Genomic DNA, 25,949 nt, shown 5'->3' with positions numbered 1-25,949 from the left:
TCTCAGTACTGGCCGCAGTCTGATGTGTGAAACCCGGGACTGCACCGGCCCGACACTGGTGGCGCACCCACTCGCAGGGGTTGCTCCACCGACTGTCGAGTGTAACAGCGCTGTTGCCGAGCTACCCGCCGAGAAGCGTCGGGACCAGCGGAAAGCCAGGGACATTGCGCACCACGGTCCAGACCACGGCCGCCGCGACCAGAACGGCGACCGCCGGAACGGGCCAGACCCGCAGGCGACGGCGCCGTCGCACCACCACCCACAACGCGACGAGGGGCACGGCCACCAACAGGAACACGTTATCGACCACCGCGGCACCGAGATCGCCGTGCAGGAGATCGTGGGTCATCCGCAGGCCACCACAGCCCGGGCAGTACCACCCCGTCAGCGCATGGAACGGGCACGGCGGGAACAGCGCCCCGGGCTGGTGCGGGTCGCGGAGACCGATGTACGCCAGACCTCCGGCCAGCACCGCCCCCGTGCCGAGCGTCGTGGCGAGACGGGCGCGGCGAGAAGCTGCTGCCGGCGCGTCAGGTTCCATCACGCAGTGGACGGCCCTGCGGGTCGCGCACCTTGTCGGTGAGGATCAGGATGGCGTCGATGATGCCCCAGATGACGGCGCCGATACCGCAGGTGACCAGACCCACGATCAGCTGCGCCACGCCCAGGCCGATATAGCCCATGTACATGCGGCCGACGCCGACCAGGCCGAACAGGCCGAGCAACTGCAGCAGCCCGGCGACGATCTTGGACTTCTCGGAGAACGGTTCACCGGTGACCGGGTGACGGCCATAGGGGGCGGCGGGGTCGTAGTAAGAACCCGGGTAGCCGCCCGGGGGCGGGTACTGGCCAGCGGGTTGCCCGTAGTCCGCCGGCGGTGGCGGGTAACTGGACTGCGGCGGCGGGGTGGAGCCCTCCCACGCGTTGGAGCCGGGATTGGAACCGAACTGGGGGTCCGTCATACCGCCAAGGATGCCAGATCATGCGCACCCGAATGCCGGTCCGCGCGCACCTTTCGGGCTTTCCTCCACCACTTTTCTGGCTTTCCCTAACCTGGAGGCATGCGACCTGTTCCCGACGTACCCGGCCCCGGGCAGGAGTCGGTGTGGGACTACCCGCGGCCACCGCGAGTCGAGGCCGTCGAATCCACCATCACCATCGAACTGGGTGGCCAGACCGTCGCGTCGACCAAGCACGCGTGGCGGGTGCTCGAAACCAGCCATCCGCCGACGTTCTACCTGCCGGCCAGCGCGTTCAACGACGGGGTGCTGCGCGGCGCCGCGGGCTCGTCCTGGTGCGAATGGAAAGGGCAGGCCAGCTACTTCGACGTGGTGACGCCCGCGCGGACCGCGTTACGGGCGGCGTGGACGTACCTGCGGCCCACCCCGGGATTCGAGGCGATCGCCGGGGCCGTAGCGGTGATGGCCGCCGCGGTGGACCGGTGCACGGTCGACGGTGAGGCGGTGACACCGCAGCCCGGCGGCTTCTACGGAGGCTGGATCACGCGCTCGGTGGTGGGGCCCTTCAAGGGAGTCCCCGGGTCGATGGGCTGGTAGCCCCCGTCAGCCGCGGCGGCGCCGGATCAGCCGACCCAGCCGGGATACCGGTCCCTGCCCGGGGGCCGGGGGCGTGGTGACAACGGTGTAGTCGCTGGCCGACGCTTCGCTTTCAGCGGGCTGCTCCTCGCCGACTTGGTCATCGACCTCGGCCTGTTCATCGACATCGGCCTCGGCGTCCGGCTGATGCTCAGAGACCGGCTCCGCGACCTCACCCTCAGCGTCGTCATCATCTGATGACGACCCAGCGGGCACAGCCTCGGCAGCCTCTTCCTCCACGGCGGCCTGCTCATCAACATCGGCCTTGGCGTCCGACGGGTCGAGCTTCTCCTGCTGCTCAGAGACCGGCTCCACGACCGCAGCGTCACCCTCCGACAGATCCGCCAAGCCCTCCTCGATGATCAGCTCAGCGTCGTCATCATTTGATGACGACCCAGCGCCCTCACCCTCGGCAGCCTCTTCCTCGGCAGCGGCCTGCTCATCAACATCGGCCTTGCCGTCCGGCTGGTCGAGCTCCTCCTGCTGCTCGGAGACCGGCGCGCCGGACACCTCGGCCGTGATGTCGTCGAGCTCGTCTGCGCTGACGGGATCGTGATCCTCGTCGATCAGCTCGGCGTCTGCGGTGGGTTCCGCTTCGGACTCCACCTCGGCCTCGTCGATCAGCGCCTCGCCTTCGGCGGCCTCTTCCTCGGCAGCGGCCTGCTGATCGACCGCAACCTTCGCATCCGGCTCGTCGAGCTCCTCCTGCTGCTCCGACACCGGTCCCTCGGCCTCGTCATCGGCCTCGCCCCAGAGACTGTCCAGGTCCTCTTCGTCGACGGGATCATGGTCCTCGTCGATCAGTTGCGCATCCTCGGCCAGGGCCGCGGACGCGATCACCAGGTCGCCGTCCGCGGTGGCCTCGGCTTCGACGATGGCCTGGTCCTCCGGGTCGGACTCCACATCGTCCGCATCGGTCGCGACGGCATCCGGGTCATCGTCTCGGTGACCTTCGGCGCTCGTGGCCTCCGGCTGGGCCTCTTCCTTGACCGCGACAGTGGCCGCAGCGACGACACCTGTGGTGGCGGCGGCCTTGACGAGTTCCTTCTCGACACCGACCGCCGGCTCGCGGTCCTCGCCGTCGCGCGGCGGCGCAGCATCAGTACCGGTGCCGCGCAGCGTCTCCGGCGCTTCCCGTCCCTTGGGCGCCAGGATGAAGTAGACGATCGCGCCGATGAACACGAAGGTCGCGGTGAACGAGTTGATGCGGATACCCGCGATGAGAGTCGCGAAGTCGTCGCGCAGCAGTTCGACGCCGAAACGACCTATGCAATAGCCGGCCACGTAGAGCGCGAACAGCCGTCCGTGCCCGAGCTTGAACCGGCGATCCACATAGAGCAGCGCCGCGAAAACCAACAGGTTCCACAACAACTCGTAGAGGAACGTCGGATGAACCACATAGGCGACGTCACCGGTGGACACTCCGTTGAGCGAGTGCACGTCGATGATCCCGGACGGGTCGCGGCGGTAGAAGATCTCCAGACCCCACGGCACATCGGTCGGGCGCCCGTAGAGCTCCTGGTTGAAGTAGTTACCCAGGCGTCCGATGGCCTGCGCCAGCACGATGCCCGGGGCGATCGCGTCACCGAAGGCGGGCAGCGGAATGCCATGGCGCCTACAGCCGATCCATGCGCCGACCGCACCGAGTGCCACCGCACCCCAGATTCCCAGGCCGCCATCCCAGATCCGCAGGGCAGCAGCAGGACCGGCCCCGTCGGCGCCGAAATAGGTCTGCCAGTCGGTGAGCACGTGATAGAGCCGGCCGCCGATCAGGCCGAACGGCACCGCCCAAAGGGCGATGTCGTAGATGACTCCGCGCTCACCGCCGCGGGCCTCCCACCGGCGATCGCCGATGACGAGCGCAGCGATGATGCCGATGATGATGAACAGGGCATAAGCACGAAGTGGGAACGGGCCCAGATGCCACACCCCCTGCGACGGGCTGGGGAAGGCGGCCAGAAGCGTCGTGCTCACCCAGGAACCTCGGTCACTTTCTGCCGGACACCGGCTGCGAGTTCTTTGGCCAGCGCGGTCATCGACGCCACTCCGCCGGGGCCCTCACCGAGCGCCGCCACCAACGCCGAACCGACGATGACACCGTCCGCATACGAACCGATCTCGGCGGCCTGCTCCCGCGAGCGCACACCGAGTCCGACGCCGACAGGGATGTCCGACACCGCCTTGACCCGGGCCACCAGTTCCGGCGCGGCGTTGGACACCGCGTCACGCGCGCCGGTGACCCCCATGGTGGAGGCGGCATAAACGAATCCGCGGGAGGCCTCGACGGTGGCGGCCAGGCGTTCCGGCGTCGACGACGGCGCCACCAGGAAGATGCGGTCCAACTGATGAGCATCCGAGGCGGCGAACCAGTCGTCTGCCTCGTCGGGGATCAGATCAGGGGTGATCATGCCGGCGCCGCCGGCCGCGGCCAGGTCGCGGGCCCACGCGTCGACGCCGTAGCGCAGCACGGGGTTCCAGTACGACATCACCACCGCGCTGCCACCCCGGTTGCTGATGGCTTCGACGGCGCGCAGCGCATCACGCACCCGCACGCCGCGCTGCAGCGCGACATTGGTGGCGGCGGCGATGGTCGGGCCGTCCATGCCGGGATCGGAGTACGCGATCCCCACCTCGATGAGGTCGCAGCCGGCGTCCACCAGCGCGGTCATCGCGTCGATCGACGTCTGGACGTCCGGATAACCGGTGGGCAGATATCCGATCAGTGCGGCCCGGTTTTCCTTGCGGCAGGCTTCGAACAGCGGACCCAACTTGCTCATGACTGCACAGCCTCGTCGTCGAGCAACCCGAACCACTTCGCCGCGGTCGCGACGTCCTTGTCCCCGCGCCCGGACAGGTTGACGATGATCACCGCACCCGGTCCCATCTCGACACCCAGCTTGAGCGCTCCCGCAACCGCATGCGCGGATTCGATCGCGGGGATGATGCCCTCGGTGCGGCACAACAGCCCGAACGCATCCATGGCTTCGGTGTCGGTGATCGGCCGGTACTCGGCGCGCCCGAGGTCCTTGAGCAGCGCGTGCTCGGGTCCCACCCCGGGATAGTCCAAACCTGCGGAAATGGAATGGGATTCGATGGTCTGACCGTCTTCGTCCTGCAGGAGGTAGGAGAACGAGCCCTGGAACGCGCCGGGTGAACCGCCGGTGAATGTGGCTGCGTGCCTTCCGGTTTCGACGCCATCGCCGGCGGCTTCATAGCCCACCAGGCGCACACCGGGGTCGTCGATGAACGCATGGAAGACACCGATGGCGTTGGATCCCCCACCGATGCACGCGGTGACAGCATCGGGCAGTCGGCCCGCCTGCGCCTGGATCTGCACGCGCGCCTCGAGCCCGATGATCCGTTGGAAGTCGCGCACCATCGTCGGGAACGGATGCGGCCCCGCGGCGGTGCCGAAGCAGTAATAGGTGTTGTCGGCGTGGGCCACCCAGTCCCGGAAGGTCTCGTTGATGGCGTCTTTGAGGGTTCGTGAACCTGACTCCACCGACACCACTTCGGCGCCGAGCAACCGCATGCGGGCGACGTTGAGCGCCTGCCGCGCCGTGTCGACGGCTCCCATGTAGATGACGCATTCCAGATCCAACAGCGCACACGCCGTGGCGGTGGCCACCCCGTGCTGGCCGGCGCCGGTCTCGGCGATCACCCGGGTCTTGCCCATCTGCTTGGCCAGCAACGCCTGACCCAGCACATTGTTGATCTTGTGAGAACCCGTGTGGTTCAGGTCTTCTCGCTTGAGGAACAGGCGAGCGCCACCGGCATGCTCGGACAGTCGCTTCGCTTCGTACAGCGGCGAAGGACGTCCGCTGTAGTGCGTCTGCAGCCGATCCAGGGTGTCGAGGAATTCCTGGTCGCTGCGCGCCTTTTCGTAGGCGGCGGTGACCTCTTCGATCACCGCCATCAGCGCCTCGGGAACCAGTCGCCCGCCGTACCGTCCGAAATGCCCGCGGGCATCGGGATCGTGGATGGTGGGCTCGGCGATGGCCGCGCTCGAGCGCGGCAAGTCAGAATTGGACACGTCAGCCATCAGAGTCGGTGGGTGCGCGAGCGGGCCATCAGCACGCTAGCGCGCGGGTTTCGGGCAGGACGGGTGTGTTCCGGCGGTCACCAGATCGGCCACCGCGGAACGCGGGTCCCCACTGGTGACCAGGCCTTCGCCGACAAGCACTGCATCGGCTCCGGCACCGGCGTAGGCCAGCAGGTCGGCGGTACCGCGCACGCCGGATTCGGCAACCCGGATCACGTCGCTGGGCAGTCCGGGAGCGATACGGGCGAAGCAGTCCCGGTCCACTTCCAGGGTCTTGAGGTCGCGGGCGTTGACGCCGATGACCTTGGCCCCGGCCTGCAGTGCGCGGTCGGCTTCTTCCTCGGTGTGCACCTCCACCAGGGCGGTCATCCCCAGCGATTCGGTGCGCTCGAGCATCGATTCCAGCGCCGGCTGTTCCAGTGCGGCCACGATGAGCAGCAACATGTCGGCGCCGTGCGCGCGGGCTTCATGAATCTGATACGGCCCGACCACGAAGTCCTTGCGCAGCACCGGAATGGTGACGGCGGCGCGCACCGCGTCCAGGTCCGCCAGCGATCCGTGGAACCGGCGTTCCTCGGTGAGCACGCTGATGACGCGGGCACCGCCGCTCTGGTAGGCGCGGGCCAGGTCGGCCGGGTCGGCGATGTTGGCCAGTGGACCGCGTGACGGGCTGGCGCGCTTGACCTCCGCGATCACGCCGATACCGGGTTCACGCAGTGCTGCCATCACATTGCGGGGCGGGGGCGCGGCGTTGGCGGCGGCCTTGACCTCAGCCAGGCTGATGATCGCCTCGCGGGCGGCAACGTCAGCGCGGACTCCCTCGATGATTGAGTCGAGGACGGTCGCCGAACTCATCCCTGCCGGTCCCTTCTGATCTCCCGCCGGGTGGTGAGGTGGCTGTCCACCTGGACCGGGTGATACCCGACCACGACCCGAAGTTGTCCCTGAAGGGTAGCCGCTGAACGGCTTCGGATGTTCACCGGCCCTCCTTGTCGGGACCGGGATCCGGCGGCACGGCGGAGCTGCCTGCGCCAGCTGTCGGATCACGACCTTCGTCCAGGGCATCCCAGATCATGCGCTCGGACATGGTGGCGTCCCCGTCGGAGTGGTCCGGCAGCTGGTCCTCGGCGGTTTCGCGGGCGGCGGCGCGGCGGGCGGCCGGAGCGACGTACTTGGTGGTGGTGCCCTTACCTGCCCCGGCCGAGCGCATGAGGAGCACGGCGGCCAGCAGTGTGCACACAGCCGCGATCAGCGTCAGCACAGCGCCCCAGTGATGACGCTGGCTGCCGACCAGCGACGCCACCGTCACCTCCGCGAGGTCGGCGCCGCGTACGGAGACGTCGCGCACCACCCACTGAGTGATGCCCAGATACGCGGTGACCCCGCTGACCAGGGCGACCAGGATGGCGAGCGCGCGCAGCGGCCATCCGCGTACCGCCAGCACCGCCACCGCGGCAGCCAGCAGCAGCAACGCCAGCGGCAGCAACGCCGTCGACCAGGCGGCGCCGTTCAACGAGATGGTCTTGGGCTGGCCCAGCCCGTCGAAGCTGGTGACCTCCACCCAGGGCAGCCGCGAGGCCACCCACAGCCCCAACGCGGCCAGCACCAACAGCAGCTGGGCGATGCGGATCATCCGCCGCCCGCGCTGCTCGCGTGCCTCGTCGGTGGTCACGCTACGGAGTCCTCAGCGTTTCGGCGGCCGCCACGGCGTTGAGCACGGCTTTGGCCTTGTTGGCCGATTCGGTGTACTCGTAGGGGCCGTTGGAGTCGGCCACGACGCCGCCGCCGGCCTGGACATAGGCCGTGCCGTCACGCATCAGCGCTGTCCTGATGGCGATGGCGAAATCAGCGTTACCGGCGAAGTCCAGATACCCGAGCACCCCGCCGTAGAGGCCGCGCCGCGTCTTCTCGACCTCTTCGATGAGTTCCATGGCCCGTACTTTCGGCGCTCCCGACAGCGTGCCGGCCGGGAAACACGCGGTGACGGCGTCGAGTGCGGTGCGTCCCTCGGCCAGCAGGCCGGTGACGGTGGAGACCAGGTGCATGACGTGGCTGTAGCGCTCGATGTGGCTGTAGTCCTCGACGCGCACGGTCCCCGGTACGCAGACGCGGCCCAGGTCGTTGCGGCCGAGGTCGACCAGCATCAGGTGCTCGGCGCGTTCCTTCTCGTCGGAGAGCAGCTCCTTCTCCAGCAGCACGTCCTCCTCTTCGGTGGCTCCGCGCCAGCGGGTGCCCGCGATGGGATGTGTCTGCGCCCACCCGTCCTTGACCGTCACGAGGGCTTCCGGGCTCGAGCCGACGATCGAAAACGCCGTCTCGCCTTGCTCGTTCGGAACGTGCAGCAGATACATGTACGGACTCGGGTTGGACACCCGCAGCATCCGGTACACGTCGATCGGGTCGACGGCGGTGTCCATCTCGAACCGCTGCGACGGCACCACCTGGAACGCTTCGCCGGCTTCGATGTCACCGACGAGTTTGTCGACGATCTCGGTGTACTCCTGCACGGTGCGCTGAGCGCGGTGCACCGGCTCGGGCCGGCTGAACGTCGCCACCGTCGACGGCAACGGCTGGCTCAGCGCTTCGGTCATCACATCGAGCCGGGCAACGGCGTCGTCGTAGGCCCAGTCCACCCGTTCGTTGGTGCCGTTCCAGTTCACCGCGTTGGCGATCAGTGTGATGGTGCCTTCGTGGTGGTCGACCGCGGCGATATCGGTGGCCAGCAGCATGAGCATGTCGGGCAGCTGCAGGTCGTCGACGGCCAGCTCGGGCAGCCGCTCCAGCCGCCGCACCAGGTCGTAGGCGAAGAACCCCACCATGCCGCCCGAGAGCGGCGGCAACCCGGGCAACGTCGCGGTCGCCAGCAGCTCGAGGGTTTCCTTCAGCGCGGTCAGCGGGTCACCGCCGCGGGGTGCGTCCTGGGGCACCGCGCCCAGCCAGACCGCCTCCCCGTCGCGCACCGTGAGCGCCGACGGCGCCCCCGCACCGATGAACGACCACCGCGACCACGACCGGCCGTTCTCCGCGGACTCCAGCAGGAAGGTGCCGGGACGATTGGCGGACAGTTTCCGGTACGCCGACAGCGGGGTCTCGGTGTCGGCCAGCACCTTACGGGTGACCGGCACGACGCGGTGCTCGGCGGCCAGGACTGCGAAGTCCTCCCGCGTGGTGGTCACGGCGGTGACGTTGACGTTCGTGGGCACGGGGTCATCCTCCCAGACCCGCGGACCCGTCCGCGGCGTAGCGTGACCTCCATGAAACGCGGGGACTTCATCGACGACTTCGTTCTGCCTGATCAGACCGGCGCCGACCGCCGGTTCAGCGACTTCCTGGCCCAGGGGCCGGTGGTGCTGTTCTTCTACCCGGCGGCCATGACACCGGGCTGCACCAAAGAGGCCTGCCACTTCCGCGATCTCGCGGGCGAGTTCGCCGCCGTAGGAGCCCAACGGGTCGGCATCAGCACCGACGAGGTGGACAAGCAGGCGAAGTTCGCTGAACAGCAGCGCTTCGACTATCCGCTGCTCTCGGATGCCGACGGCGCCGTGGCCACCGCATTCGGGGTGAAGCGAGGCCTACTCGGCAAGTTCATGCCGGTGAAGCGGACCACCTTCGTGATCGACACCGACCGCCGGGTGCTCGAGGTGATCGCCAGTGAGATCAGCATGGACACCCACGCCGACAAGGCGTTGGAGGTGCTGCGGGAACGGGCGAATCGGGTCTAGGCCGAGTGTCACACCAGGGCGGATTTCCGCCCGATTTTCCGCCCCTGAGTGACACTCGATGCGGGTTACTCCGAGGGCAGCAGCACGTCGGCGTCGAAACAACTGTGATCACCGGTGTGGCAGGCTCCCCCGACCTGATCGACCACCAGCAGCACGCAGTCGCCGTCGCAGTCGAGCCGCACCGAGTCCACCCGCTGCGTGTGACCGGACGTGGCGCCCTTGATCCACTGCTGCCCACGGGACCTGGAGAAGTAGGTGGCCTCGCGGGTGGCCAGCGTCCGCGCCAGGGCGTCATCGTCCATCCACGCGACCATCAGGACGTCGCCGGAACCGCGTTCCTGCACCACCGCGGTGAACAGCCCGTCGGCGTTGCGCTTCAAGCGGGCAGCGATCGCAGGATCCAGTGTGCTCATCTGACGCATATCCCGTCAGCGGCCATCGCCGCCTTCACCTGTCCGATGGTGAGTTCCTTGAAGTGGAAAACACTGGCCGCCAACACCGCATCAGCGCCGGCGTGCACCGCGGGGGCGAAGTGGTCGACCGCGCCCGCGCCGCCGCTGGCGATCACCGGCACCGTCACCGCGGCCCGCACCGCCCGCAGCATCGCGAGATCGAACCCGGCCTTGGTGCCGTCGGCGTCCATCGAATTCAGCAGGATCTCGCCGACACCCAGTTCGGCTCCGCGTTTGGCCCATTCGACCGCGTCGATGCCGGTGCCGCGCCGGCCGCCGTGCGTGGTGACCTCCCACCCCGACGGTGTGGTCGCCGAGCCGTCCGAGCCCGAAGGCGCAGTTCGCGCGTCCACCGACAGCACGATGCACTGGGAGCCGAACTGGCGGGACAGCTCGCCGAGCAGCTCGGGGCGGGCGATCGCCGCCGTGTTCACCGACACCTTGTCGGCACCGGCGCGCAGCAGCACGTCGACGTCGTCGACCGAGCGCACGCCGCCGCCCACGGTCAGCGGGATGAAGACCTGTTCGGCGGTACGCCGCACGACCTCGAGCATGGTGGCCCGGCCCGACGACGACGCGGTGACGTCCAGGAAGGTCAACTCGTCGGCGCCTTCGGCGTCATACACCGCGGCCAGCTCCACCGGATCACCTGCGTCACGCAGGTTTTCGAAGTTGACCCCTTTGACGACGCGGCCGGCATCGACATCCAGGCACGGGATGACCCGGGTCGCCAGCGTGCTCTGCGGGACGTTCATCGATAGTCCTCCGGGTCGCCGACCGACTTCACGATCTCGAGGATGTGCTCGTGCACACCCGGCGCGGCGGCCAGCGCCGAACTCGACGAGACCGTCCACGGCCGCCCCGCCAGATCGGTGACGATGCCGCCTGCGGCCCGCACCAGTGCCACCCCGGCGGCGTAGTCCCACACATGGTCACCGAACGTCACCGCGCCACCCAGAATTCCGTCGGCGACATACGCGAGGTCGACACCGGTGGCGCCGTGCATCCGCAACCGGTGGCATTCGCGGCTCATGTTCTCCAGGACGCCGAGCCGGTAGCGCCCCGGATAGCGTCCACGCCAGTCGACGTTGAACGTGCCGATCCCGACGATCGAATCCTTCAGCGTCGGGGAATCCAACGGCGCACGGGGCACCCCGTTGGCGTACAGCGGTCCACCCACCACCGCGGTGTAACGCTGATCGGTGAACGGCAGCCAGGTCAGCCCGGCGACGGGTTCACCGTCGCGCATCAGGCCCAGCAGGACCGCGGCCATGGGCGACCCGGCGGCGTAGTTGAAGGTGCCGTCGATCGGGTCGAGCACCCACACCAGGGGCGAATCGATGGGAGCGCCCCCGAATTCCTCGCCGTGCACCCCGATCCCGGTACGGGTGGTCAGCGCCTCGACCACCTGACGTTCGATGGCGAGATCGACCTCGGTGGCGAAGTCGTTGCCCTTCTTGCGGACGGCCGAGTCGGCACGATGGCCCGCCAGGAACGGCTCCACGACGTCATCGAGGATGCTCGAGGCCGTCGCGATCAGGTCGTCGTAATCCACCGAGCCGGTCATCGGCTGACCGCGGACAGCGCCTCCGGCAGCGTGAAGCGGCCCGCGTAGAGCGCTTTTCCGACGATCGCGCCCTCCACACCTTCACCGGTGAGGGTGGCGATGGCGCGCAGGTCGTCCAGGCTGGACACTCCGCCCGACGCGATCACGGGTGCGTCGGTCTTGGCGGCCACCGCCGACAGCAGCTCGAGGTTGGGTCCGTTGAGCGTGCCGTCCTTGGTGACATCGGTGACCACGAACCGCGAACACCCCTCGGCGTCAAGGCGTTCCAACACCGGCCACAGGTCGCCGCCGTCGGTCTCCCAGCCGCGTCCGCGCAGCCGGTAGTCGCCCCCGGCCGCAGCGGAGTCGATCTTGACGTCGAGGCCCACGGCCACCTTGTCGCCGTGCTCGGCGATCACCTTGGCGCACCATTGCGGGTTCTCCAGTGCGGCGGTGCCGAGGTTGACCCGCCGGCAGCCGGTGGCCAGCGCCGCCTTCAACGAGTCGTCGTCGCGGATACCGCCGGAGAGTTCGACGTCGACATCGAGTTTGCCGACCACCTCTGCGAGCAGTTCGCGGTTGGAGCCGCGGCCGAAAGCGGCGTCGAGGTCCACCAGGTGGATCCACTCGGCACCGTCGCGCTGCCAGCCCAGAGCGGCATCGAGCGCCGAGCCGTACTCGGTCTCGCTGCCGGCCTGGCCCTGGACCAGGCGGACCGCCTTGCCTTCCACCACGTCGACGGCAGGCAGCAGAATCAACTTACAAGTCACAGTCCCTCAACCCAATTGGTGAGCAGTGCCGCACCGGCGTCACCGCTTTTCTCCGGATGAAATTGTGTCGCCGACAACGGACCGTCCTCGACGGCAGCCAGGAACGGCACGTGATGCCGAGCCCAGGTGAGCTTGGCGCCAGGATCACCCGTCCATTCCTGGGCGGCATAGGAATGGACGAAGTAGAACCGGGTCTGCGGGTCGATTCCCCGGAACAGCACGCTGTCCTCGGGCGCGTCGACGACATTCCAGCCCATGTGCGGGACCACAGGTGCGTCCAAGTGCGTCACCGCACCCGGCCATTGCCCGCAACCCACGGACTCCACCCCGAACTCGACGCCACGGGCGAACAGGATCTGCATTCCCACACACACCCCGAGCACGGGGCGGCCCCGCTGCAACCGGTCGGCGATGATCTTCTCACCGCCGATGGCACGCAAACCGCTCATGCACGCTTCGAAGGCACCGACACCGGGCACCAGCAGGCCGTCGGCCTCGGCGGCCGCGGCCGGGTCAGCGGTGACCTCGACGTCAGCGCCGGTACGTTCGGCCGCACGCTGAGCCGAACGCAGATTGCCCGACCCGTAGTCGAGGACCACGACTTTTTTGGTCACAGGGTCCCTTTGGTGGAGGGCACGCCGGTGACCCGGGGGTCGTATTCGACAGCTTCCCGAAGCGCACGGGCGACGGCCTTGTACTCCGCCTCGGTGATGTGGTGGGGATCGCGGCCATAAATGGTGCGCACATGCAGGGCGATGCGCGCGTTGAACGCCAGCGACTCGAACACGTGACGGTTGATCACCGTGTGGTACGGCACGGTCGAACCGGCGATGGTGAACTCCACCATGGACTCCGGTTCCCCGGTGTGCACGCAGTACGGCCGCCCGGAGACGTCCACGGCCGCATGCGCCAGCGTCTCGTCCATCGGGATGAAGGCGTCACCGAAGCGGCGGATGCCCTTCTTCTCCCCCAGCGCCTGACCGAGCGCCTGCCCCAACACGATCGCGGTGTCCTCCACGACGTGGTGCGCCTCGATGTGCACGTCACCAGTGGCCCGCACGGTGAGATCGAAGCTGGCGTGACTGCCGAGCGAGGTCAGCATGTGGTCGAAGAACGGCACCCCGGTGTCGATCTGCACCTGGCCGGTGCCGTCGAGGTCGAGTTCGACCACGATGTCGGATTCGCGGGTGGTGCGCTGCACACGAGCGCGCCGGGCGGTCAAGGTCTGGGTCATGATGCTCCTAGCGGCTGGGTCAGTTCTCCTGCGACAAGGGTGGCGCTGGCCGCCAGCAGCGCATCGTTCTCTGCGGCGAGTCCGGTGGTGGCGCGCAGGTAGCCCGGGATGCCGACGTCGCGGATCAGGATTCCCGCGTCCAGATAGCGCTTCCAGGTGGCGGGCGCGTCGGCGAACTGACCGAACAGCACGAAGTTGGCGTCACTGGGAATGACCCGGAAACCCATGCTGGTCAACGCTTCTGTGACGCGCTGCCGTTCGGCGATCAGCGTCGCGACGCTGCCCAGGGTGTCGTCGGCATGGCGCAGCGCAGCGCGTGCGGCGGCCTGGGTGACCACCGACAGGTGATACGGCAGCCGAACCAGCAGCATCGCGTCGATGACCGCGGGGGCGGCGATCAGGTAACCCAGCCGGCCGCCGGCGAAGGCGAACGCCTTGCTCATGGTGCGGCTGACCACCAGCTTGGTGGGGAACTCGTCGATCAGCGCCACCGCGCTGGGCTGCGAGGAGAACTCGCCGTACGCCTCGTCGACGATCAGCACCCCGGTTTTCATGACGGCGAGGATGCGGCGCAGATCCTCCAGCGGCACGCTCTGCCCGGACGGGTTGTTCGGACTGGCCACGAAAACCACGTCAGGCGAACGGCTTTCGACGGCAGCCACCGCCACGTCGATATCGAGGCTGAAATCCTCGGAGCGGGCGGCCTGCAGCCACTCGGTCTGGGTGCCGTCGGAGATGATCGGGTGCATCGAGTACGACGGCACGAAACCGATGGCCTTGCGGCCCGGGCCGCCGAAAGCCTGCAGAAGCTGCTGCAGGATCTCGTTGGATCCGTTTGCGGCCCAGAGGTTCTCGACACCCAGCGAGACGCCGGTCTGCTGGGTCAGATACGCCGCCAGGTCGGCGCGCAGCGCTACCGCGTCCCGATCGGGATAGCGGTGCAACTCGGCGGCCGCCTCGCGCACCGACCGGGCCACGTCATCGATCAACGCCTGCGTCGGGGGGTGCGGATTCTCGTTCGTGTTCAGCCGCACCGGCACCACCAATTGCGGGGCCCCGTACGGAGATTTTCCGCGCAGGTCGTCGCGCAGCGGCAGATCGTCGAGACTGATCTGCGCTCCGGGTCCACTCATCGTTCGAACCTCCGGCGTACGGCCTCTCCGTGGGCGGGCAGATTCTCGGCTTCGGCGAGCGTGATGACGTGCCCGGACACGTCCTTCAGCGCGGCCTCGGTGTAGTCGACCACGTGGATACCGCGCAGGAAGGTCTGCACCGACAACCCGCTCGAGTGCCGGGCACAGCCGGCGGTGGGCAGCACGTGATTGGAGCCGGCGCAGTAGTCGCCCAGGCTGACCGGCGACCAGGCACCCACGAAAATCGCTCCGGCGGAACGGATCTGATTGGCGACCGCGTGCGAATCGGCGGTCTGGATCTCCAGGTGCTCGGCGGCGTAGGCGTTGACCACCCGCACACCGGTATCGATGTCGTCGACCAGCACGATCGCGGACTGCCGACCCAGGAGCGCGGCCAGCACCCGGTCCCGGTGCACGGTGGTCTGAAGTTGGGTGGCCAGTTGGGCATCGACAGCCACGCCCAGGTCGCTGCTGTCGGTGACGAGCACGCTGGCGGCCATCTCGTCGTGTTCGGCCTGGCTGATCAGGTCGGCGGCGACGTGCACCGGGTCGGCGGTGTGGTCGGCCAGGATCGCGATCTCGGTGGGGCCGGCCTCGGCGTCGATACCGACCTGTGAACGGCAGATCCGCTTGGCGGCCGTGACGTAGATGTTGCCCGGACCGGTGATCATGTCGACCGGGGCCAGTTCGGCCCCGTCGGTGTCGGTACCGCCGTAGGCCAGCAGCGCGACCGCCTGAGCGCCCCCGACCGCCCAGACTTCGTCGACACCGAGCAGTGCGGCTGCCGCCAGGATGGTCGGGTGCGGCAGGCCTCCGAACTGCGCCTGCGGCGGGCTGGCGATCACCAGCGAGTCGACGCCGGCGGTCTGGGCCGGCACGACGTTCATGATCACGCTGGACGGGTAGACGGCATTGCCGCCGGGCACGTAGAGGCCGACCCGCTCGACGGGCACCCACCGCTCCGTGACGGTGGCCCCCGGGGCGAGCTCGGTGGTGGTGTCGGTGCGCCGCTGATCGGCATGCACCGCCCGGGTGCGGTCGATGGCGACCTGCAAGGCGACGCGCACGTCCGGTTCGAGTTCGCTGAGCGCCTGCTGCAGTGCGTCCGCCGGGACACGGACGGCGTCGGGACGGACCCCGTCGAACTGTTCGCCGTATCGCAGCGCGGCGTCGGCGCCGTGCTCGGCCACCTCGTCGACGATGGGGCGCACCTTGGGCACCACTGCGTCGACGTCGACACCGCCGCGGGGTAACGCCGCGCGCAATTGCGCCGCGGACAGGGCGCGGTTACGCAAATCGATCCGGGACATCTCGAAACTGGCCATCACTAGTGATTGTCCCTGATCGATGCTCCTGTTTAAAAATTGATTGAGCTGCGGAGTTGGCAGCTGCCAGACTGCGGCCATGGAATGGGAAGTCTGGTTCGCGTTTCTCGGCGCGGCGATCGCCATCAGCGTGTCGCCGGGCGCCGGGGCGATTCTGTCGATGGCGACCGGATTGACCCATGGCCTGCGCCGCAGCTACTGGTCGATCATCGGGCTGGAGATCGGGCTCATGGTGCAGTTGGCGCTGGTCGCCATCGGTCTGGGCGCCGCGCTGGCCAACTCCGTGCTCGCCTTCACCATCATCAAGTGGCTCGGTGTGGCGTATCTCATCTATCTGGCGGTCCGGCAATGGCGGGCGGCCGGCGTCGACCTGCGCGCGCAGATGAACCCGGCGGGTTCGTCGGGAGCGTTGTCGTTGATGACCCGCGGCGCGCTGGTGAACCTCACCAATCCGAAGGGACTGGTGTTCCTGCTGGCAGTGCTCCCTCAGTTCGTGGTGCCGTCGGCGCCGCTGCTGCAGCAATACCTCGTCATCGGCGCCACCATGGTGGTGGTCGACCTGGTGGTGATGGGCGGGTACGCGGGGCTGGCCGCCCGGGTCCTCGGGTTCCTGTCGACGCCACGCCAGCAACGGGCCGTCAACCGGGTGTTCTCGGGACTGTTCGCCGCAGCTGCGGTGGTGTTGTCCTTCGTCCGGCGCGCCGCGACCGCATGACTCTGCTCGTTTAAGGTTAGCTGCGGCTATGCACCGCAGACCTCGAGCATCGGAGTGAACGTACGGATGTCGCTGATCACCAACACCGATGTACCGCACGGTAAACGGAAGATGACACAGAAGCCGGCGGCATTCGCGCTTGCTGCCGGCCTTCTGGCCGTTCCGCTGATTCCCATGCTGCTCGAAGCGGCGTTGCCGGACCGCGAGTGGGCCGAGGCTGCTTCCGGCGACAAGACCGTCGAGATCGTCAGCGCCGAAGGCCACGGGGTGGTCGTGACCGCTCCGGACGGGTGGCAGACGCAGGACAACGGCGACTCGGCGGTGCTGCGCACCGACGGCGCGGTGGTGATCGTCGAGGTCTACGACCGAGCCGACCGCGAACGCGAGGCGGTGACACAGCGACTGATGCGGTCCAACCGCGTGCAGGGCATGCCGTCGGCGCTCGACGGTGGGCAGATCACATCCGCCGACGGCGACCTCAGCGGCGACACCTGTGTTGTGGTGACCGAGACACTGACCGGGACCTGCGCCTATCTGACCGACGACGACGTCGTGATCTCGGTGATCGCGCTCGGCGACGGCGACCATCCCGCACCGCCCATCGCCGACCTCGTCGGCCCGCTGACCCGGACCGAGACAGGAGGCACCCCATGACCGCGACCGTCGAACGCCACACCACCACCGCCCGCGCGCGGGTGCCGGTGATCTACCGGCCCGAATCGGCGGTCTTCTGGTTGTTCATCGTGGCGCTGGTGGTCGGCACGGTGATCCAGCTGGCCGAGAACGGTGCGGCCATCAAGGAGACCCTCGACGCGCAGGTGGCCCTGGCCCCGCTGTGGCTGGGTTTCATCGTCTTCCTGATCTGGCTGATGAACAAGTTCGACCCGTTCCGCAGTGTGCGCGCCTACCCCCAGGTGCTGGTGGCCGGCGCCGCGATGGGCGCAACGGTGGCGGTCACCATGGCCATGTCGGGCAACACCGCACTGTTCGGGGTCTGGGCCCGGGTGCTTGACCCCGATGTCGCCGCACAATGGTCGGCGGCGCTGTCGGCACCGATCATCGAGGAAGCGGCAAAGGCGTTGTGCGCGTTGGTGATCCTGGTGCTGGCCGCGCCGGTGTTCACCAGGATCTCCCACGCGCTGCTGCTCGGCATGTACGTCGGGTTCGGTTTCGACATCTTCGAAGACCTGGTCTATGCGACCCGGCAGGCGATCTCGAGCTTGGACTCCGACCTGTCCGGCGCCGGCGGCAACCTCGTGCTGCGGGTGTTCACCGCCGTGCCCGCGCACTGGGCGTACACCGCGTTGGCGACGGTGGGGGTGCTGCTGCTGATGCCGACGTTCGCCGGCCGGGACAGCTGGTCCCTGCCCCGGCGGGTGGTGGTCGCGGTGGCGCTGATGTTCTGCGCTTCGCTGATGCACTTCATCTGGGATTCGCCAGGCCCCGAGGAGGGGCTCGTGGCCGTCGGGGTGATGCTGGGCAAGGTCGCGCTGAACCTGGTGATCTTCCTGGTACCGGTGCTGTTGCTGCTGCGCGCCGAACGGGCCTGGGTCCGCGCGCAGATCGAGCAGCGACCCGATCTGCCGTTCGACCGGGCGCTGCTGGACTCGCTGTTGACCCGGCGGTCGCGGCGGGCATTCCAGAAACAGGCCCGCAGAAGTGGCGGACGCGCGGGGAAGAAGGCGGCACGTCGGGAGCAGAATGCCGCCCTCGACGTCATCCAGGCGGGCTGATCCGGGTCCGAACAATCGAACCAGCCCGTCGGTGTCGCGGTGCTGCTCGAGCCCGCTGCCTAGAAGTCGAGTCCGATGTCGAGCACCCGCACCGAGTGTGTGAGCGCGCCCACCGCCAGGTAGTCGACGCCGGTGCTCGCATAGGCCGCCGCCCGGTCCAGCGACAGGCCGCCGGAGGACTCCAACTGGACATGCGGAGCACGGGAATCCCGGCGCTGCACCGCGATCTGGGTCTCCCACACCGCGAAGTTGTCGAGCAGGATCAGCTGCACATCCTCCTCCAGCACGGCGTCGAGCTCGTCGAGGGAGTCGACCTCGACTTCGCACGGCAGGTCGGGTGCGGCGGTGCGGACCGCGCGCAGCGCGGCGACCACCGATCCGGCTGCGGCGACGTGGTTGTCCTTGATCAGCGCGGCGTCCCCCAGACCCATCCGGTGGTTGACACCGCCACCGACGCGCACGGCGTACTTCTGCAGCGCGCGCATACCCGGCAGCGTCTTGCGGGTGTCCCGGATCCGGGCGTTCGTACCGTCCACGGTGGCAACCCATTCCGCCGTCGCGGTGGCGATGCCCGAGAGGTGGGACACCAGGTTGAGCATGGTGCGCTCGGCGGTGAGCAGCCCGCGGGTCTCGGACTCGACCGTCAGCAGCGGGTCACCCGGAACCAGGGTGTCCCCGTCGTCGGCCCGACCCAGGACCTGGTAGCCGTCGACGCCGAGTACCTCATCGAGAACCAGCAGCGCGATGTCGATTCCCGCCGCCACTCCGTGTGCCCGGGTGACCATCGCCGCGGTGGTGCTGGCATCTTCGGAAACCGTTGCCAGCGTGGTGATGTCGGGACCGTAGCGTAGGTCTTCGTCGAGTGCCCGGGCGATGGCGGCCCGCGCCTCGTGCAGTTCGTGAGCGGTGAGAGCCATCAGCATGCCACCGCCGTCTCGACCGCCGGACCGCCCTGCACCAGACGCACCACGGTGCTGTGTGCCAGGTGGTCGTCTGTCCCGGGATGTTCGGCCCGATGGTGGCAGCCCCGGCTTTCGGTACGCGCCATGGCGGCCGCGGCAACCGCGGCGGCGGTGGCGGTCAGGGCGGCATCCTCGAACTGTGCGCGCGTACGCGGCTGAACCAGGGGCGCAGTGGAAACCAGCTCACTGAGCGCGCGCAGCCCGGCGGCCGAGCGGACCACCGAGGCCGAACGCGACATCGTCTGCTGCAGCCGGGCCCGGTCCACCACGGGTACACCGGGCCCGTCTTCTGTCCTGGCGGTCCGGATACCCACCGTGGCGGCGTGGTCCGCGGCGGCGCGGCCGGCCCGGCCGCCGACCACCAGACCTTCGAGCAGGCTGTTGGAAGCCAGCCGGTTGGCGCCGTGCATCCCGGTGCGGGCCACCTCACCGGCGGCGAACAGCCCGGGCAGCTCGGTGCGGCCGTGCACGTCGGTCACGACCCCGCCGCACGAGTAGTGCGCCCCGGGCACCACCGGTATCGGTTGCCGGGTGGGATCGATACCCGCGGCGTGGCAGGCGGCCGTCACCGTGGGGAACCGCCGCGCGAACCCGTCGAGGCGGCGGGCGTCGAGGTAGACGCAGGCGTCCCCGGTCTCGCGTAGCCGTGCGTCGATCGCGGCGGCGACGACATCACGTGGCGCCAGGTCCCCCATCGGGTGCAGAGCGGCGGTCACCGAGTCACCGCGCGCATCGACCAGGATCGCGCCCTCACCGCGGATCGCCTCGGTGATGAGGGGCCGACGGGCGCCGGACTGCCGGGCGTCGGAAAACAACATGGTCGGGTGGAACTGGATGAACTCCAGGTCGCTGACCGGCACCCCGGCCTGCAGCGCCAATGCGATGCCGTCGCCGGTGGAGCCGTCCGGGTTGGTGGTGGCGCTGTAGAGATGGCCGAGGCCGCCGGTGGCCAGGATCACCGAACCGGTGTGCACGATTCCGGGACCGTGGGGGCTGACCACGGCGACGCCGGTGATGGCGTCCTCGTCGCGCAGCAGTTGCACGGCAACGTGATCGCGGCGGATGTCGAGCGAAGCGGCGGCGTGGTCCAGTGCGCGCTGGACTTCGCCCCCGGTGGCGTCACCGCCGGCGTGGACGATGCGCCGCCGCGAGTGGCCACCCTCGCGGCCCAACGCCCACCCGCCCTCGGGCCGCTGATCGAAAACGGCTCCATCGCAAACCAATTCGGTGACGGCTCGGTAGCCGTCGGCCACGATGGACCGGACCGCATCCGCATCACACAGACCCGCTCCGGCGGCCAGCGTGTCAGCCACATGCGCGTCCACCGAGTCGTCGGTACGGGGAATGACGACGGCGATACCGCCCTGTGCGTAATGCGTCGCGGTTTCGGAGATCTTGCTCAACACCACAACCCGACGGCCTGCGCGGTGGGCCGCCAGCGCCGCCGCCAGACCGGCGACTCCGGTGCCGATGACCACGACATCGGCCCGCTGCTGCCACAGCCCGCCGCCCCCACAGGCGGCGGCACGGACACGGTTCATTCGCCGCCGCCGGGCTGACCGATCTCGATCATCCGCTGCACGCTGCGTTGCGCCAGCGCGGCGGTCTCGAGGTCGACGTGCACCTCGTCGGCCTCCTCGACCAGGCAGCGCAGCAACGCGGCCGGGGTGATCATCTTCATGTACTTGCAGGAGGCGCGGTCGTTGACGGCTCGGAAGTCGATTTCCGGTGCAGCACGGCGCAATTGGTGCAACATACCGATCTCGGTGGCCACCAGCACCTGGCGGGCCTTGGACTGCCGGGCGGCGTCGAGCATGCCGCCGGTGGACAGGATCTTCACCCGGTCCTCCGGGAAGGAGCCCTCACCGGCCAGGTACAACGCCGAAGTGGCGCAACCGCATTCGGGGTGCACGAACAGCTCCGCGTCGGGGTGGCTGCGCGCCTGCTCGGCGAGCTCGTCGCCGTTGATGCCGGCATGGACGTGGCATTCACCGGCCCAGATCTGCAGGTTCTTGCGGCCGGTCTCGCGTTTGACGTGGGCACCCAGGAACTGGTCGGGGCAGAACAGCACTTCGCGGTCTTCGGGAATCGAGGCGACGACCTCGACCGCGTTGGACGACGTGCAGCAGATGTCGGTCAGTGCCTTCACCGCGGCGGTGGTGTTGACGTAGGAGACGACCACCGCATCGGGGAACTCGTTCTTCCACTCCCGCAGTTCCTCGGCGGTGATGGAGTCGGCCAGTGAGCAACCGGCCCGCTGGTCCGGGATCAGGACCGTCTTCTCCGGTGACAGGATCTTGGCCGTCTCCGCCATGAAGTGCACACCTGCGAAGACGATGGTGTCCTCGGGTGCCTCGGCGGCGATGCGCGAGAGCGCCAGGGAATCGCCCACGTGGTCGGCGACGTCCTGGATGGCCGGCAACTGGTAGTTGTGCGCAAGCAGCGTGGCGCCCCGCAGTTTGAGGAGGCGGCGGATCTCGTCCGCCCATTGCTGGTCGCCGACAACACCGGAATAGCCGTCGGGCCCGTTGGAGATCTGGGCTGCCAATCCGTCCATGCGGTCGAGCACAGTCATGACCGCTCCTTTCGCCATCGAGGTTTTCGACTTATGATCGAAAACATGCCACATCGTAGCACTGCCCACGAAGTGCTCGCCGTCGTCTTCCAGGTTCGCCGGTTGACGACCAAAGAACCGCAGCTCAGCGTGCTCCTGTGGCAACGCGCGCTCGATCCGCAACGCGGCGCGTGGTCCCTGCCCGGCGGGCGGCTGCGACACGACGAAGACATGACGAGTTCAGTCCGGCGCCAACTCGCCGAGAAGGTGGACCTACGTGAGATAGCCCACCTCGAGCAATTGGCGGTGTTCTCCGACCCGCACCGGGTTCCGGGCGACACCCGCACCATCGCCACCACATTCCTGGGCCTGGTCCCCTCCCCCGCCACCCCCGAACTACCGGCCGACACGCGCTGGCACCCGGTGGACAACCTGCCGCCGATGGCCTTCGACCACGGCCCCATGGTGAGCCACGCCCGCACACGGCTGGCCGCCAAGCTGTCATATACCAACATCGGATTCGCCCTGGCGCCAAAGGAATTCGCGCTGTCCACGTTGCGCGACATCTACAGCACCGCCCTGGACTACCAGGTCGACGCAACAAATCTGCAGCGTGTGCTGGCTCGCCGCGGCGTGATCACCCGCACCGGCACCACCGCGCAGTCCGGGCGCAGCGGCGGCCGCCCGGCCGCGATGTACAAATTCACCGACGCCCAACTGCGCGTCACTGACGAGTTCGCCGCATTCCGTCCGCCAAACTGAGCCTGACCGGCACCCAGTGCCACCCCGCTTGGTTCCTAAGGGTTCATTAAGAGACAATGGGCGCTCGGTCATGAAGAGGAGCTGGCATGGAGATTGGCAGTGCAGCCAAGGCGACCGGCGCCGAGTGGATAGGCAGGACACCTCATCAGGTGTTGCAGCGCGGCGCCAAGCCGCTGCTTCCGCATGACGATCCCTTCTACGCACCGCCGGAGGGCTTCGAGCACGCCGAGCCGGGAACGGTGCTGCGGTCCCGCGATGTCGAGCTCGCCTTTCTCGGCCTGATCCGGCAGCGATTCACCGCGACTCAGCTGCTCTACCGCACGACCGACCTGCACGGTGACCCCGAAGCGACCGTCACCACCGTGCTGGTGCCCGCCGAACGGTCCGCCACCACTCCGTGCCCGGTGGTGTCCTACCAGTGCGCCATCGACGCGGTGGCCGACCGGTGCTTCCCCTCGTACGCGCTGCGCCGCGGCGCCAAGGCGGTGGGCGCGCTGGCACAGCTGGAGTTCCTGCTGATCGCGGCCGCACTGGCCGAGGGGTGGGCGGTGTCGGTGCCGGATCACGAGGGGCTGCGCGGCCTGTGGGGCGCGCCCGTCGAGCCGGGCTATCACGTCCTCGACGGACTGCGGGCCGCCACCAGCATGGAGCGCCTGGGCCTGGCCCAGGACGCACCGCTGGGGCTGTGGGGATACTCCGGTGGCGGTTTGGCGACGGCCTGGGCTGCCGAGATGGCCGACGCTTACGCTCCCGAACTCAACATCGTCGGCGCGGTCCTCGGCTCACCGGTCGGCGACCTGGGCCACGCGTTCCGCCGGCTGAATGGCAGCTTCTACTCCGGCCTGCCCGCCATGGTGGTGGCGGCGTTGACCCACATCTATCCCGTTTTGGACCGGGTGATCCAGGAGCACGCCACCGCTGAGGGCAAGGCGATGCTGCTCGACCTCGAGAAGCAGACCACCATGAGCGCGGTCCTGCGGCTGATCGGCAGCGACCTGGGCACGATGGTCGACCGTCCTCTCGAGGAGATCTTGGCGACCCCGGAAATCCAGCGGGTGTTCGCCGACATCAAGCTCGGCACCGCCGCACCCAAACTGCCGGTGCTGATCGTCCAGGCCGTCCACGATCGCATCGTCTCGGTGGACGACATCGACGAACTGGCCGAGGTCTACACCGCCGGCGGCTGCGAGGTCACCTACCACCGCGACATGTTCAGCGAGCACATGCTGCTGCACCCGATGTCGGCGCCGATGACGCTGCGCTGGCTGCGTGACCGCTTCGCCGGCCGGCCGCTGCAGGAGCACCTGGCGCGCACCAGGTGGCCGACCCTGCTGAACCCTTCGACCTACCGCGGCATGCTGCGCCTGGGAGTGATCAGCGCCAAGGTGATCACCGGGCGCCAGCTGGAGCGGCTACCGCTCTCCCGCTTCGACCGCTGAGCTGTCGGCGCTCACCGGCACCGACTGTGGGGCCGGCAGGAACACCGGCTCAACGGGCGGGTAGCCGCCGAGATCGTCCCGTGCGGTGGACACCGCGAACATGGCGTACACCAGTGCCGCGGTGGCAGCGGGAATCAGCAGCGTGGCCGCCATCTGCAGCGGGCCGGCACCGAAGAACACCGACGGTGCCTCCGTGTAGTAATACACCCGCTGATCGGGGCTGACGGGTGCGGTGTCGAGGTACACCGGTGGGTACCGCAGCCGCGCCAGCACCGCGCCGACGGTCGTGGCGGCCGTCGCGCAGAGGGCGGCTCCGATCGACAGTGCGGCCACCATCAGCGGGCCACGATGCGCACGCCACTGCCACACCAGAACAGGGGTCACCACGGCGACCACCCACAACAGGCCCAGCATCAGGAACGCGGCGACGAAGAAGTGGTCGGCTTCGTCGCCGAGATAGGTCTGCACCCGCTCACCGGCACGGGTCAACGCGATCACCCCGTGCACGGACGGGGCCAGCCAGGCCCACAGTCCACCGAGCACCAGGCCGGCGGCGGTCAAGCCGGCGATGACGAGTGTTGCCGCGCGACGTCGCGAGACCCGCGGGGCCGTGGTGTCCATGGCGACCGGGACCGCGGTCATCGCCGGGTGTCCAGATCCTCGGAGTCCACCTGGCCGTGCCGCGAGCATTTGGCCCACCAGCCGTCGGGGCGCACCTGGACGATCATCCGGCGGCCACACGCGGCGCAGAACCGGGGCGGTTCCAGACCCAACTGCGCCGCGGTGGGCACCGAGGCGCCGGCTTCGGCATCGGCCGCCACGCCGGTGTAGACGTTGTAGGCGCCTGCGGCTACCGGCTCGGGCGCAGTGCTCGCGAAATCGTGAACCATCACCTGCTTTTCTACAGGCTCGCGTTGAGCGCCTTGATCGGCATCTGCAGATCGTCGAGGAGTTCCAGGTCAGCCTCGGCCGGCCGGCCCAGTGTGGTGAGGTAATTGCCCACGATCACCGCGTTGATGCCACCCAGGATGCCCTTCTTGGCGCCCAGGTCGCCGAGGGTGATCTCCCGGCCACCCGCGAAGCGCAGCATGGTGCGCGGCAGCGCCAGCCGGAACGCGGCGACGGCCTTGAGCGCCTCGGCGGCCGGAAGCACCTCGAGGTCGCCGAACGGCGTCCCCGGGCGCGGGTTGAGGAAGTTCAGCGGTACCTCGTGTGGATCGAGCTCGGCGAGGTTCGCGGCGAATTCCGCGCGTTGCTCCAGGGTCTCGCCCATCCCGAGGATGCCGCCGCAGCAGACCTCCATACCGGCGTCGCGCACCATCTCCAAGGTGCCCCAGCGCTCCTCCCAGGTGTGGGTGGTGACCACATTCGGGAAAAACGACTTCGAGGTCTCCAGGTTGTGGTTGTAGCGGTGCACGCCCATGCCCTTGAGGCGGTCCACCTGCTCCTGGTCCAGCATGCCCAGCGAGCAGGCGATCTGGATGTCGACCTCGTTGCGGATGGCTTCGATCCCCGCGGCCACCTGGGCCAGCAGCCGCTCGTCGGGGCCGCGCACGGCGGCGACGATGCAGAACTCGGTGGCCCCCGATTTCGCGGTCTGTTTGGCGGCTTCCACCAGGCTCGGGATGTCGAGCCATGCGCTGCGTACCGGGGAGGCGAAAAGGCCCGACTGAGAGCAGAAGTGGCAGTCCTCGGGACAACCGCCGGTCTTGAGGCTGATGATGCCCTCGACCTCGACCTCGGGGCCGCACCACTTCATCCGGACCTCGTGGGCCAGGGCCAGCAGGGCTTCGAGTTGGTCGTCGGGCAGTTGCAGGACCTGCAGCACCTGATCCTGGGTGAGACCTTCACCGCGGTCCAGAACCTGCTCGCGGGCCAGTCCGAGTACATCGACTGCAGCTTGCGTCACGGCTGACGCTCCTCTCGTTTGCAGCATCCCTGCGTGCCACTTGAACGGTGTTCAGG

The 25,949-nt window shown here is 68.5% G+C and carries 29 protein-coding genes; 7 read left to right on the top strand and 22 right to left on the bottom strand.

Going from position 1 to position 25,949, the window contains the following annotated elements:
- Positions 1 to 121 precede the first annotated feature (121 nt).
- Together NL241_RS17110 and NL241_RS17105 are read right to left on the bottom strand one after the other, a co-directional pair.
- Positions 122 to 541, bottom strand: a complete 420-nt coding sequence (locus NL241_RS17110) for a DUF2752 domain-containing protein (RefSeq protein WP_494398326.1) — start codon at positions 539 to 541, stop codon at positions 122 to 124.
- The gene (locus tag NL241_RS17105; protein WP_487695852.1) at positions 531 to 962 is read right to left on the bottom strand and encodes an NINE protein; all 432 of its coding nucleotides are present in this window, start codon (positions 960 to 962) and stop codon (positions 531 to 533) included. The genes NL241_RS17110 and NL241_RS17105 overlap by 11 nt, the downstream gene beginning before the upstream one ends.
- 99 nt (positions 963 to 1,061) lie before the next feature.
- Between NL241_RS17105 and NL241_RS17100 the strand changes: the two genes are divergently transcribed.
- Positions 1,062 to 1,556, top strand: a complete 495-nt coding sequence (locus NL241_RS17100; protein ID WP_487695854.1) for a DUF427 domain-containing protein — start codon at positions 1,062 to 1,064, stop codon at positions 1,554 to 1,556.
- A 6-nt stretch (positions 1,557 to 1,562) separates the two neighbouring features.
- On the opposite strand, the gene lgt is transcribed toward NL241_RS17100, so the two are convergent.
- From lgt to NL241_RS17070, 6 genes are all read right to left on the bottom strand, one after another.
- Positions 1,563 to 3,569, bottom strand: coding sequence for a prolipoprotein diacylglyceryl transferase (lgt, locus tag NL241_RS17095; RefSeq protein WP_494398163.1), 2,007 nt, complete (start codon positions 3,567 to 3,569; stop codon positions 1,563 to 1,565).
- Complete coding sequence (gene trpA, locus NL241_RS17090; protein WP_494398162.1) at positions 3,566 to 4,372, bottom strand: tryptophan synthase subunit alpha; 807 nt, start codon at positions 4,370 to 4,372, stop codon at positions 3,566 to 3,568. The genes lgt and trpA overlap by 4 nt, the downstream gene beginning before the upstream one ends.
- Positions 4,369 to 5,637: a tryptophan synthase subunit beta gene (gene trpB / locus NL241_RS17085; RefSeq protein WP_487695859.1), complete on the bottom strand. Its 1,269-nt coding sequence runs from the start codon at positions 5,635 to 5,637 to the stop codon at positions 4,369 to 4,371. Before trpB ends, trpA begins: the two co-directional genes overlap by 4 nt.
- Before the next feature lie 36 nt (positions 5,638 to 5,673).
- Complete coding sequence (trpC, locus tag NL241_RS17080) at positions 5,674 to 6,492, bottom strand: indole-3-glycerol phosphate synthase TrpC (RefSeq protein ID WP_487695861.1); 819 nt, start codon at positions 6,490 to 6,492, stop codon at positions 5,674 to 5,676.
- Between the two features lie 121 nt (positions 6,493 to 6,613).
- Positions 6,614 to 7,270, bottom strand: a complete 657-nt coding sequence (locus tag NL241_RS17075; protein WP_487695947.1) for a TIGR02234 family membrane protein — start codon at positions 7,268 to 7,270, stop codon at positions 6,614 to 6,616.
- 40 nt (positions 7,271 to 7,310) lie between these two features.
- Positions 7,311 to 8,840: an anthranilate synthase component I gene (locus NL241_RS17070; protein ID WP_487695863.1), complete on the bottom strand. Its 1,530-nt coding sequence runs from the start codon at positions 8,838 to 8,840 to the stop codon at positions 7,311 to 7,313.
- Between the two features lie 51 nt (positions 8,841 to 8,891).
- Between NL241_RS17070 and NL241_RS17065 the strand changes: the two genes are divergently transcribed.
- Positions 8,892 to 9,359, top strand: coding sequence for a peroxiredoxin (locus NL241_RS17065; RefSeq protein ID WP_487695865.1), 468 nt, complete (start codon positions 8,892 to 8,894; stop codon positions 9,357 to 9,359).
- Positions 9,360 to 9,424: 65 nt separating this feature from the next.
- On the opposite strand, the gene hisI is transcribed toward NL241_RS17065, so the two are convergent.
- From hisI to hisD, 8 genes are read right to left on the bottom strand one after another with little or no spacing between them, the layout of a single operon-like run.
- Positions 9,425 to 9,772, bottom strand: a complete 348-nt coding sequence (gene hisI / locus NL241_RS17060; RefSeq protein ID WP_487695867.1) for a phosphoribosyl-AMP cyclohydrolase — start codon at positions 9,770 to 9,772, stop codon at positions 9,425 to 9,427.
- A complete protein-coding gene (gene hisF, locus NL241_RS17055) occupies positions 9,769 to 10,566 on the bottom strand; it encodes an imidazole glycerol phosphate synthase subunit HisF (protein WP_487695868.1) in 798 nt (265 codons plus the stop codon). The genes hisI and hisF overlap by 4 nt, the downstream gene beginning before the upstream one ends.
- On the bottom strand, positions 10,563 to 11,378 hold the full coding sequence (locus tag NL241_RS17050) for an inositol monophosphatase family protein (RefSeq protein WP_487695870.1): 816 nt from the start codon (positions 11,376 to 11,378) through the stop codon (positions 10,563 to 10,565). Before NL241_RS17050 ends, hisF begins: the two co-directional genes overlap by 4 nt.
- Positions 11,375 to 12,127, bottom strand: coding sequence for a bifunctional 1-(5-phosphoribosyl)-5-((5-phosphoribosylamino)methylideneamino)imidazole-4-carboxamide isomerase/phosphoribosylanthranilate isomerase PriA (gene priA, locus NL241_RS17045; RefSeq protein ID WP_487695872.1), 753 nt, complete (start codon positions 12,125 to 12,127; stop codon positions 11,375 to 11,377). The genes NL241_RS17050 and priA overlap by 4 nt, the downstream gene beginning before the upstream one ends.
- Complete coding sequence (gene hisH, locus NL241_RS17040) at positions 12,124 to 12,741, bottom strand: imidazole glycerol phosphate synthase subunit HisH (protein WP_487695874.1); 618 nt, start codon at positions 12,739 to 12,741, stop codon at positions 12,124 to 12,126. Before hisH ends, priA begins: the two co-directional genes overlap by 4 nt.
- Positions 12,738 to 13,361, bottom strand: coding sequence for an imidazoleglycerol-phosphate dehydratase HisB (hisB, locus tag NL241_RS17035; RefSeq protein ID WP_487695876.1), 624 nt, complete (start codon positions 13,359 to 13,361; stop codon positions 12,738 to 12,740). The genes hisH and hisB overlap by 4 nt, the downstream gene beginning before the upstream one ends.
- Positions 13,358 to 14,494, bottom strand: a complete 1,137-nt coding sequence (locus NL241_RS17030) for a histidinol-phosphate transaminase (protein WP_487695877.1) — start codon at positions 14,492 to 14,494, stop codon at positions 13,358 to 13,360. The genes hisB and NL241_RS17030 overlap by 4 nt, the downstream gene beginning before the upstream one ends.
- The gene (hisD, locus tag NL241_RS17025) at positions 14,491 to 15,819 is read right to left on the bottom strand and encodes a histidinol dehydrogenase (protein ID WP_487695878.1); all 1,329 of its coding nucleotides are present in this window, start codon (positions 15,817 to 15,819) and stop codon (positions 14,491 to 14,493) included. The genes NL241_RS17030 and hisD overlap by 4 nt, the downstream gene beginning before the upstream one ends.
- A 79-nt stretch (positions 15,820 to 15,898) precedes the next feature.
- Between hisD and rhtB the strand changes: the two genes are divergently transcribed.
- The 3 genes from rhtB to NL241_RS17010 all read left to right on the top strand — a co-directional run bounded on the left by rhtB (position 15,899) and on the right by NL241_RS17010 (position 18,267).
- On the top strand, positions 15,899 to 16,534 hold the full coding sequence (gene rhtB / locus NL241_RS17020; protein WP_494398161.1) for a homoserine/homoserine lactone efflux protein: 636 nt from the start codon (positions 15,899 to 15,901) through the stop codon (positions 16,532 to 16,534).
- 66 nt (positions 16,535 to 16,600) lie between these two features.
- Positions 16,601 to 17,188 carry a hypothetical protein gene (locus tag NL241_RS17015; protein WP_487695880.1) on the top strand — a complete coding sequence of 196 codons (588 nt, stop codon included), beginning with the start codon at positions 16,601 to 16,603 and terminating at the stop codon, positions 17,186 to 17,188.
- Positions 17,185 to 18,267 (top strand): PrsW family intramembrane metalloprotease, encoded by a 1,083-nt coding sequence (locus NL241_RS17010; RefSeq protein ID WP_494398160.1) that lies wholly within the window; start codon positions 17,185 to 17,187, stop codon positions 18,265 to 18,267. Before NL241_RS17015 ends, NL241_RS17010 begins: the two co-directional genes overlap by 4 nt.
- A gap of 59 nt (positions 18,268 to 18,326) precedes the next feature.
- Here NL241_RS17010 and nadC read toward each other — a convergent pair whose 3' ends face one another.
- Genes nadC through nadA form a run of 3 tightly spaced genes read right to left on the bottom strand, consistent with a single transcriptional unit; the run spans position 18,327 to position 21,804 of the window.
- On the bottom strand, positions 18,327 to 19,184 hold the full coding sequence (gene nadC, locus NL241_RS17005; protein WP_494398159.1) for a carboxylating nicotinate-nucleotide diphosphorylase: 858 nt from the start codon (positions 19,182 to 19,184) through the stop codon (positions 18,327 to 18,329).
- Positions 19,184 to 20,770, bottom strand: a complete 1,587-nt coding sequence (locus tag NL241_RS17000; protein WP_494398158.1) for an L-aspartate oxidase — start codon at positions 20,768 to 20,770, stop codon at positions 19,184 to 19,186. The genes nadC and NL241_RS17000 overlap by 1 nt, the downstream gene beginning before the upstream one ends.
- Complete coding sequence (gene nadA, locus NL241_RS16995) at positions 20,767 to 21,804, bottom strand: quinolinate synthase NadA (protein WP_494398157.1); 1,038 nt, start codon at positions 21,802 to 21,804, stop codon at positions 20,767 to 20,769. Before nadA ends, NL241_RS17000 begins: the two co-directional genes overlap by 4 nt.
- A gap of 45 nt (positions 21,805 to 21,849) precedes the next feature.
- Here nadA and NL241_RS16990 point away from each other — a divergent pair, with 45 nt between their 5' ends.
- Both NL241_RS16990 and NL241_RS16985 read left to right on the top strand, forming a co-directional pair.
- Positions 21,850 to 22,545, top strand: a complete 696-nt coding sequence (locus NL241_RS16990; RefSeq protein WP_487695886.1) for an NUDIX hydrolase — start codon at positions 21,850 to 21,852, stop codon at positions 22,543 to 22,545.
- 86 nt (positions 22,546 to 22,631) lie between these two features.
- Positions 22,632 to 23,984 (top strand): lipase family protein, encoded by a 1,353-nt coding sequence (locus NL241_RS16985; RefSeq protein ID WP_494398156.1) that lies wholly within the window; start codon positions 22,632 to 22,634, stop codon positions 23,982 to 23,984.
- Here NL241_RS16985 and NL241_RS16980 read toward each other — a convergent pair.
- Genes NL241_RS16980 through bioB form a run of 3 tightly spaced genes read right to left on the bottom strand, consistent with a single transcriptional unit; the run spans position 23,958 to position 25,920 of the window.
- Positions 23,958 to 24,626, bottom strand: coding sequence for a DUF2567 domain-containing protein (locus NL241_RS16980; protein WP_494398155.1), 669 nt, complete (start codon positions 24,624 to 24,626; stop codon positions 23,958 to 23,960). The genes NL241_RS16985 and NL241_RS16980 overlap by 27 nt on opposite strands.
- Positions 24,623 to 24,874 carry a biotin synthase auxiliary protein BsaP gene (bsaP, locus tag NL241_RS16975; protein WP_487695889.1) on the bottom strand — a complete coding sequence of 84 codons (252 nt, stop codon included), beginning with the start codon at positions 24,872 to 24,874 and terminating at the stop codon, positions 24,623 to 24,625. The genes NL241_RS16980 and bsaP overlap by 4 nt, the downstream gene beginning before the upstream one ends.
- 11 nt (positions 24,875 to 24,885) lie before the next feature.
- Positions 24,886 to 25,920, bottom strand: coding sequence for a biotin synthase BioB (gene bioB, locus NL241_RS16970; RefSeq protein WP_494398154.1), 1,035 nt, complete (start codon positions 25,918 to 25,920; stop codon positions 24,886 to 24,888).
- Between the last annotated feature and the right edge of the window lie 29 nt (positions 25,921 to 25,949).

It is taken from the genome of Mycolicibacterium sp. SMGY-1XX (genome assembly GCF_059132455.1).
The sequence above is the reverse complement of the archived record's forward strand: the minus strand, read 5'-3'. Positions and strand labels throughout refer to the sequence as shown.

What these genes read in the sequence shown, in the direction of transcription:
- NL241_RS17110 (WP_494398326.1), bottom strand. Translation starts at nt 541, where the DNA reads ATGGAACCTGACGCGCCGGCAGCAGCTTCTCGCCGCGCCCGTCTCGCC.
- NL241_RS17105 (WP_487695852.1), bottom strand. Translation starts at nt 962, where the DNA reads ATGACGGACCCCCAGTTCGGTTCCAATCCCGGCTCCAACGCGTGGGAG.
- NL241_RS17100 (WP_487695854.1), top strand. Translation starts at nt 1,062, where the DNA reads ATGCGACCTGTTCCCGACGTACCCGGCCCCGGGCAGGAGTCGGTGTGG.
- trpA (WP_494398162.1), bottom strand. Translation starts at nt 4,372, where the DNA reads ATGAGCAAGTTGGGTCCGCTGTTCGAAGCCTGCCGCAAGGAAAACCGG.
- trpB (WP_487695859.1), bottom strand. Translation starts at nt 5,637, where the DNA reads ATGGCTGACGTGTCCAATTCTGACTTGCCGCGCTCGAGCGCGGCCATC.
- trpC (WP_487695861.1), bottom strand. Translation starts at nt 6,492, where the DNA reads ATGAGTTCGGCGACCGTCCTCGACTCAATCATCGAGGGAGTCCGCGCT.
- NL241_RS17075 (WP_487695947.1), bottom strand. Translation starts at nt 7,270, where the DNA reads ATGATCCGCATCGCCCAGCTGCTGTTGGTGCTGGCCGCGTTGGGGCTG.
- NL241_RS17065 (WP_487695865.1), top strand. Translation starts at nt 8,892, where the DNA reads ATGAAACGCGGGGACTTCATCGACGACTTCGTTCTGCCTGATCAGACC.
- hisI (WP_487695867.1), bottom strand. Translation starts at nt 9,772, where the DNA reads ATGAGCACACTGGATCCTGCGATCGCTGCCCGCTTGAAGCGCAACGCC.
- hisF (WP_487695868.1), bottom strand. Translation starts at nt 10,566, where the DNA reads ATGAACGTCCCGCAGAGCACGCTGGCGACCCGGGTCATCCCGTGCCTG.
- NL241_RS17050 (WP_487695870.1), bottom strand. Translation starts at nt 11,378, where the DNA reads ATGACCGGCTCGGTGGATTACGACGACCTGATCGCGACGGCCTCGAGC.
- hisB (WP_487695876.1), bottom strand. Translation starts at nt 13,361, where the DNA reads ATGACCCAGACCTTGACCGCCCGGCGCGCTCGTGTGCAGCGCACCACC.
- NL241_RS17030 (WP_487695877.1), bottom strand. Translation starts at nt 14,494, where the DNA reads ATGAGTGGACCCGGAGCGCAGATCAGTCTCGACGATCTGCCGCTGCGC.
- hisD (WP_487695878.1), bottom strand. Translation starts at nt 15,819, where the DNA reads ATGGCCAGTTTCGAGATGTCCCGGATCGATTTGCGTAACCGCGCCCTG.
- rhtB (WP_494398161.1), top strand. Translation starts at nt 15,899, where the DNA reads ATGGAATGGGAAGTCTGGTTCGCGTTTCTCGGCGCGGCGATCGCCATC.
- NL241_RS17015 (WP_487695880.1), top strand. Translation starts at nt 16,601, where the DNA reads ATGTCGCTGATCACCAACACCGATGTACCGCACGGTAAACGGAAGATG.
- NL241_RS17010 (WP_494398160.1), top strand. Translation starts at nt 17,185, where the DNA reads ATGACCGCGACCGTCGAACGCCACACCACCACCGCCCGCGCGCGGGTG.
- nadC (WP_494398159.1), bottom strand. Translation starts at nt 19,184, where the DNA reads ATGGCTCTCACCGCTCACGAACTGCACGAGGCGCGGGCCGCCATCGCC.
- NL241_RS17000 (WP_494398158.1), bottom strand. Translation starts at nt 20,770, where the DNA reads ATGAACCGTGTCCGTGCCGCCGCCTGTGGGGGCGGCGGGCTGTGGCAG.
- nadA (WP_494398157.1), bottom strand. Translation starts at nt 21,804, where the DNA reads ATGACTGTGCTCGACCGCATGGACGGATTGGCAGCCCAGATCTCCAAC.
- NL241_RS16990 (WP_487695886.1), top strand. Translation starts at nt 21,850, where the DNA reads ATGCCACATCGTAGCACTGCCCACGAAGTGCTCGCCGTCGTCTTCCAG.
- NL241_RS16985 (WP_494398156.1), top strand. Translation starts at nt 22,632, where the DNA reads ATGGAGATTGGCAGTGCAGCCAAGGCGACCGGCGCCGAGTGGATAGGC.
- NL241_RS16980 (WP_494398155.1), bottom strand. Translation starts at nt 24,626, where the DNA reads ATGACCGCGGTCCCGGTCGCCATGGACACCACGGCCCCGCGGGTCTCG.
- bsaP (WP_487695889.1), bottom strand. Translation starts at nt 24,874, where the DNA reads ATGGTTCACGATTTCGCGAGCACTGCGCCCGAGCCGGTAGCCGCAGGC.
- bioB (WP_494398154.1), bottom strand. Translation starts at nt 25,920, where the DNA reads ATGCTGCAAACGAGAGGAGCGTCAGCCGTGACGCAAGCTGCAGTCGAT.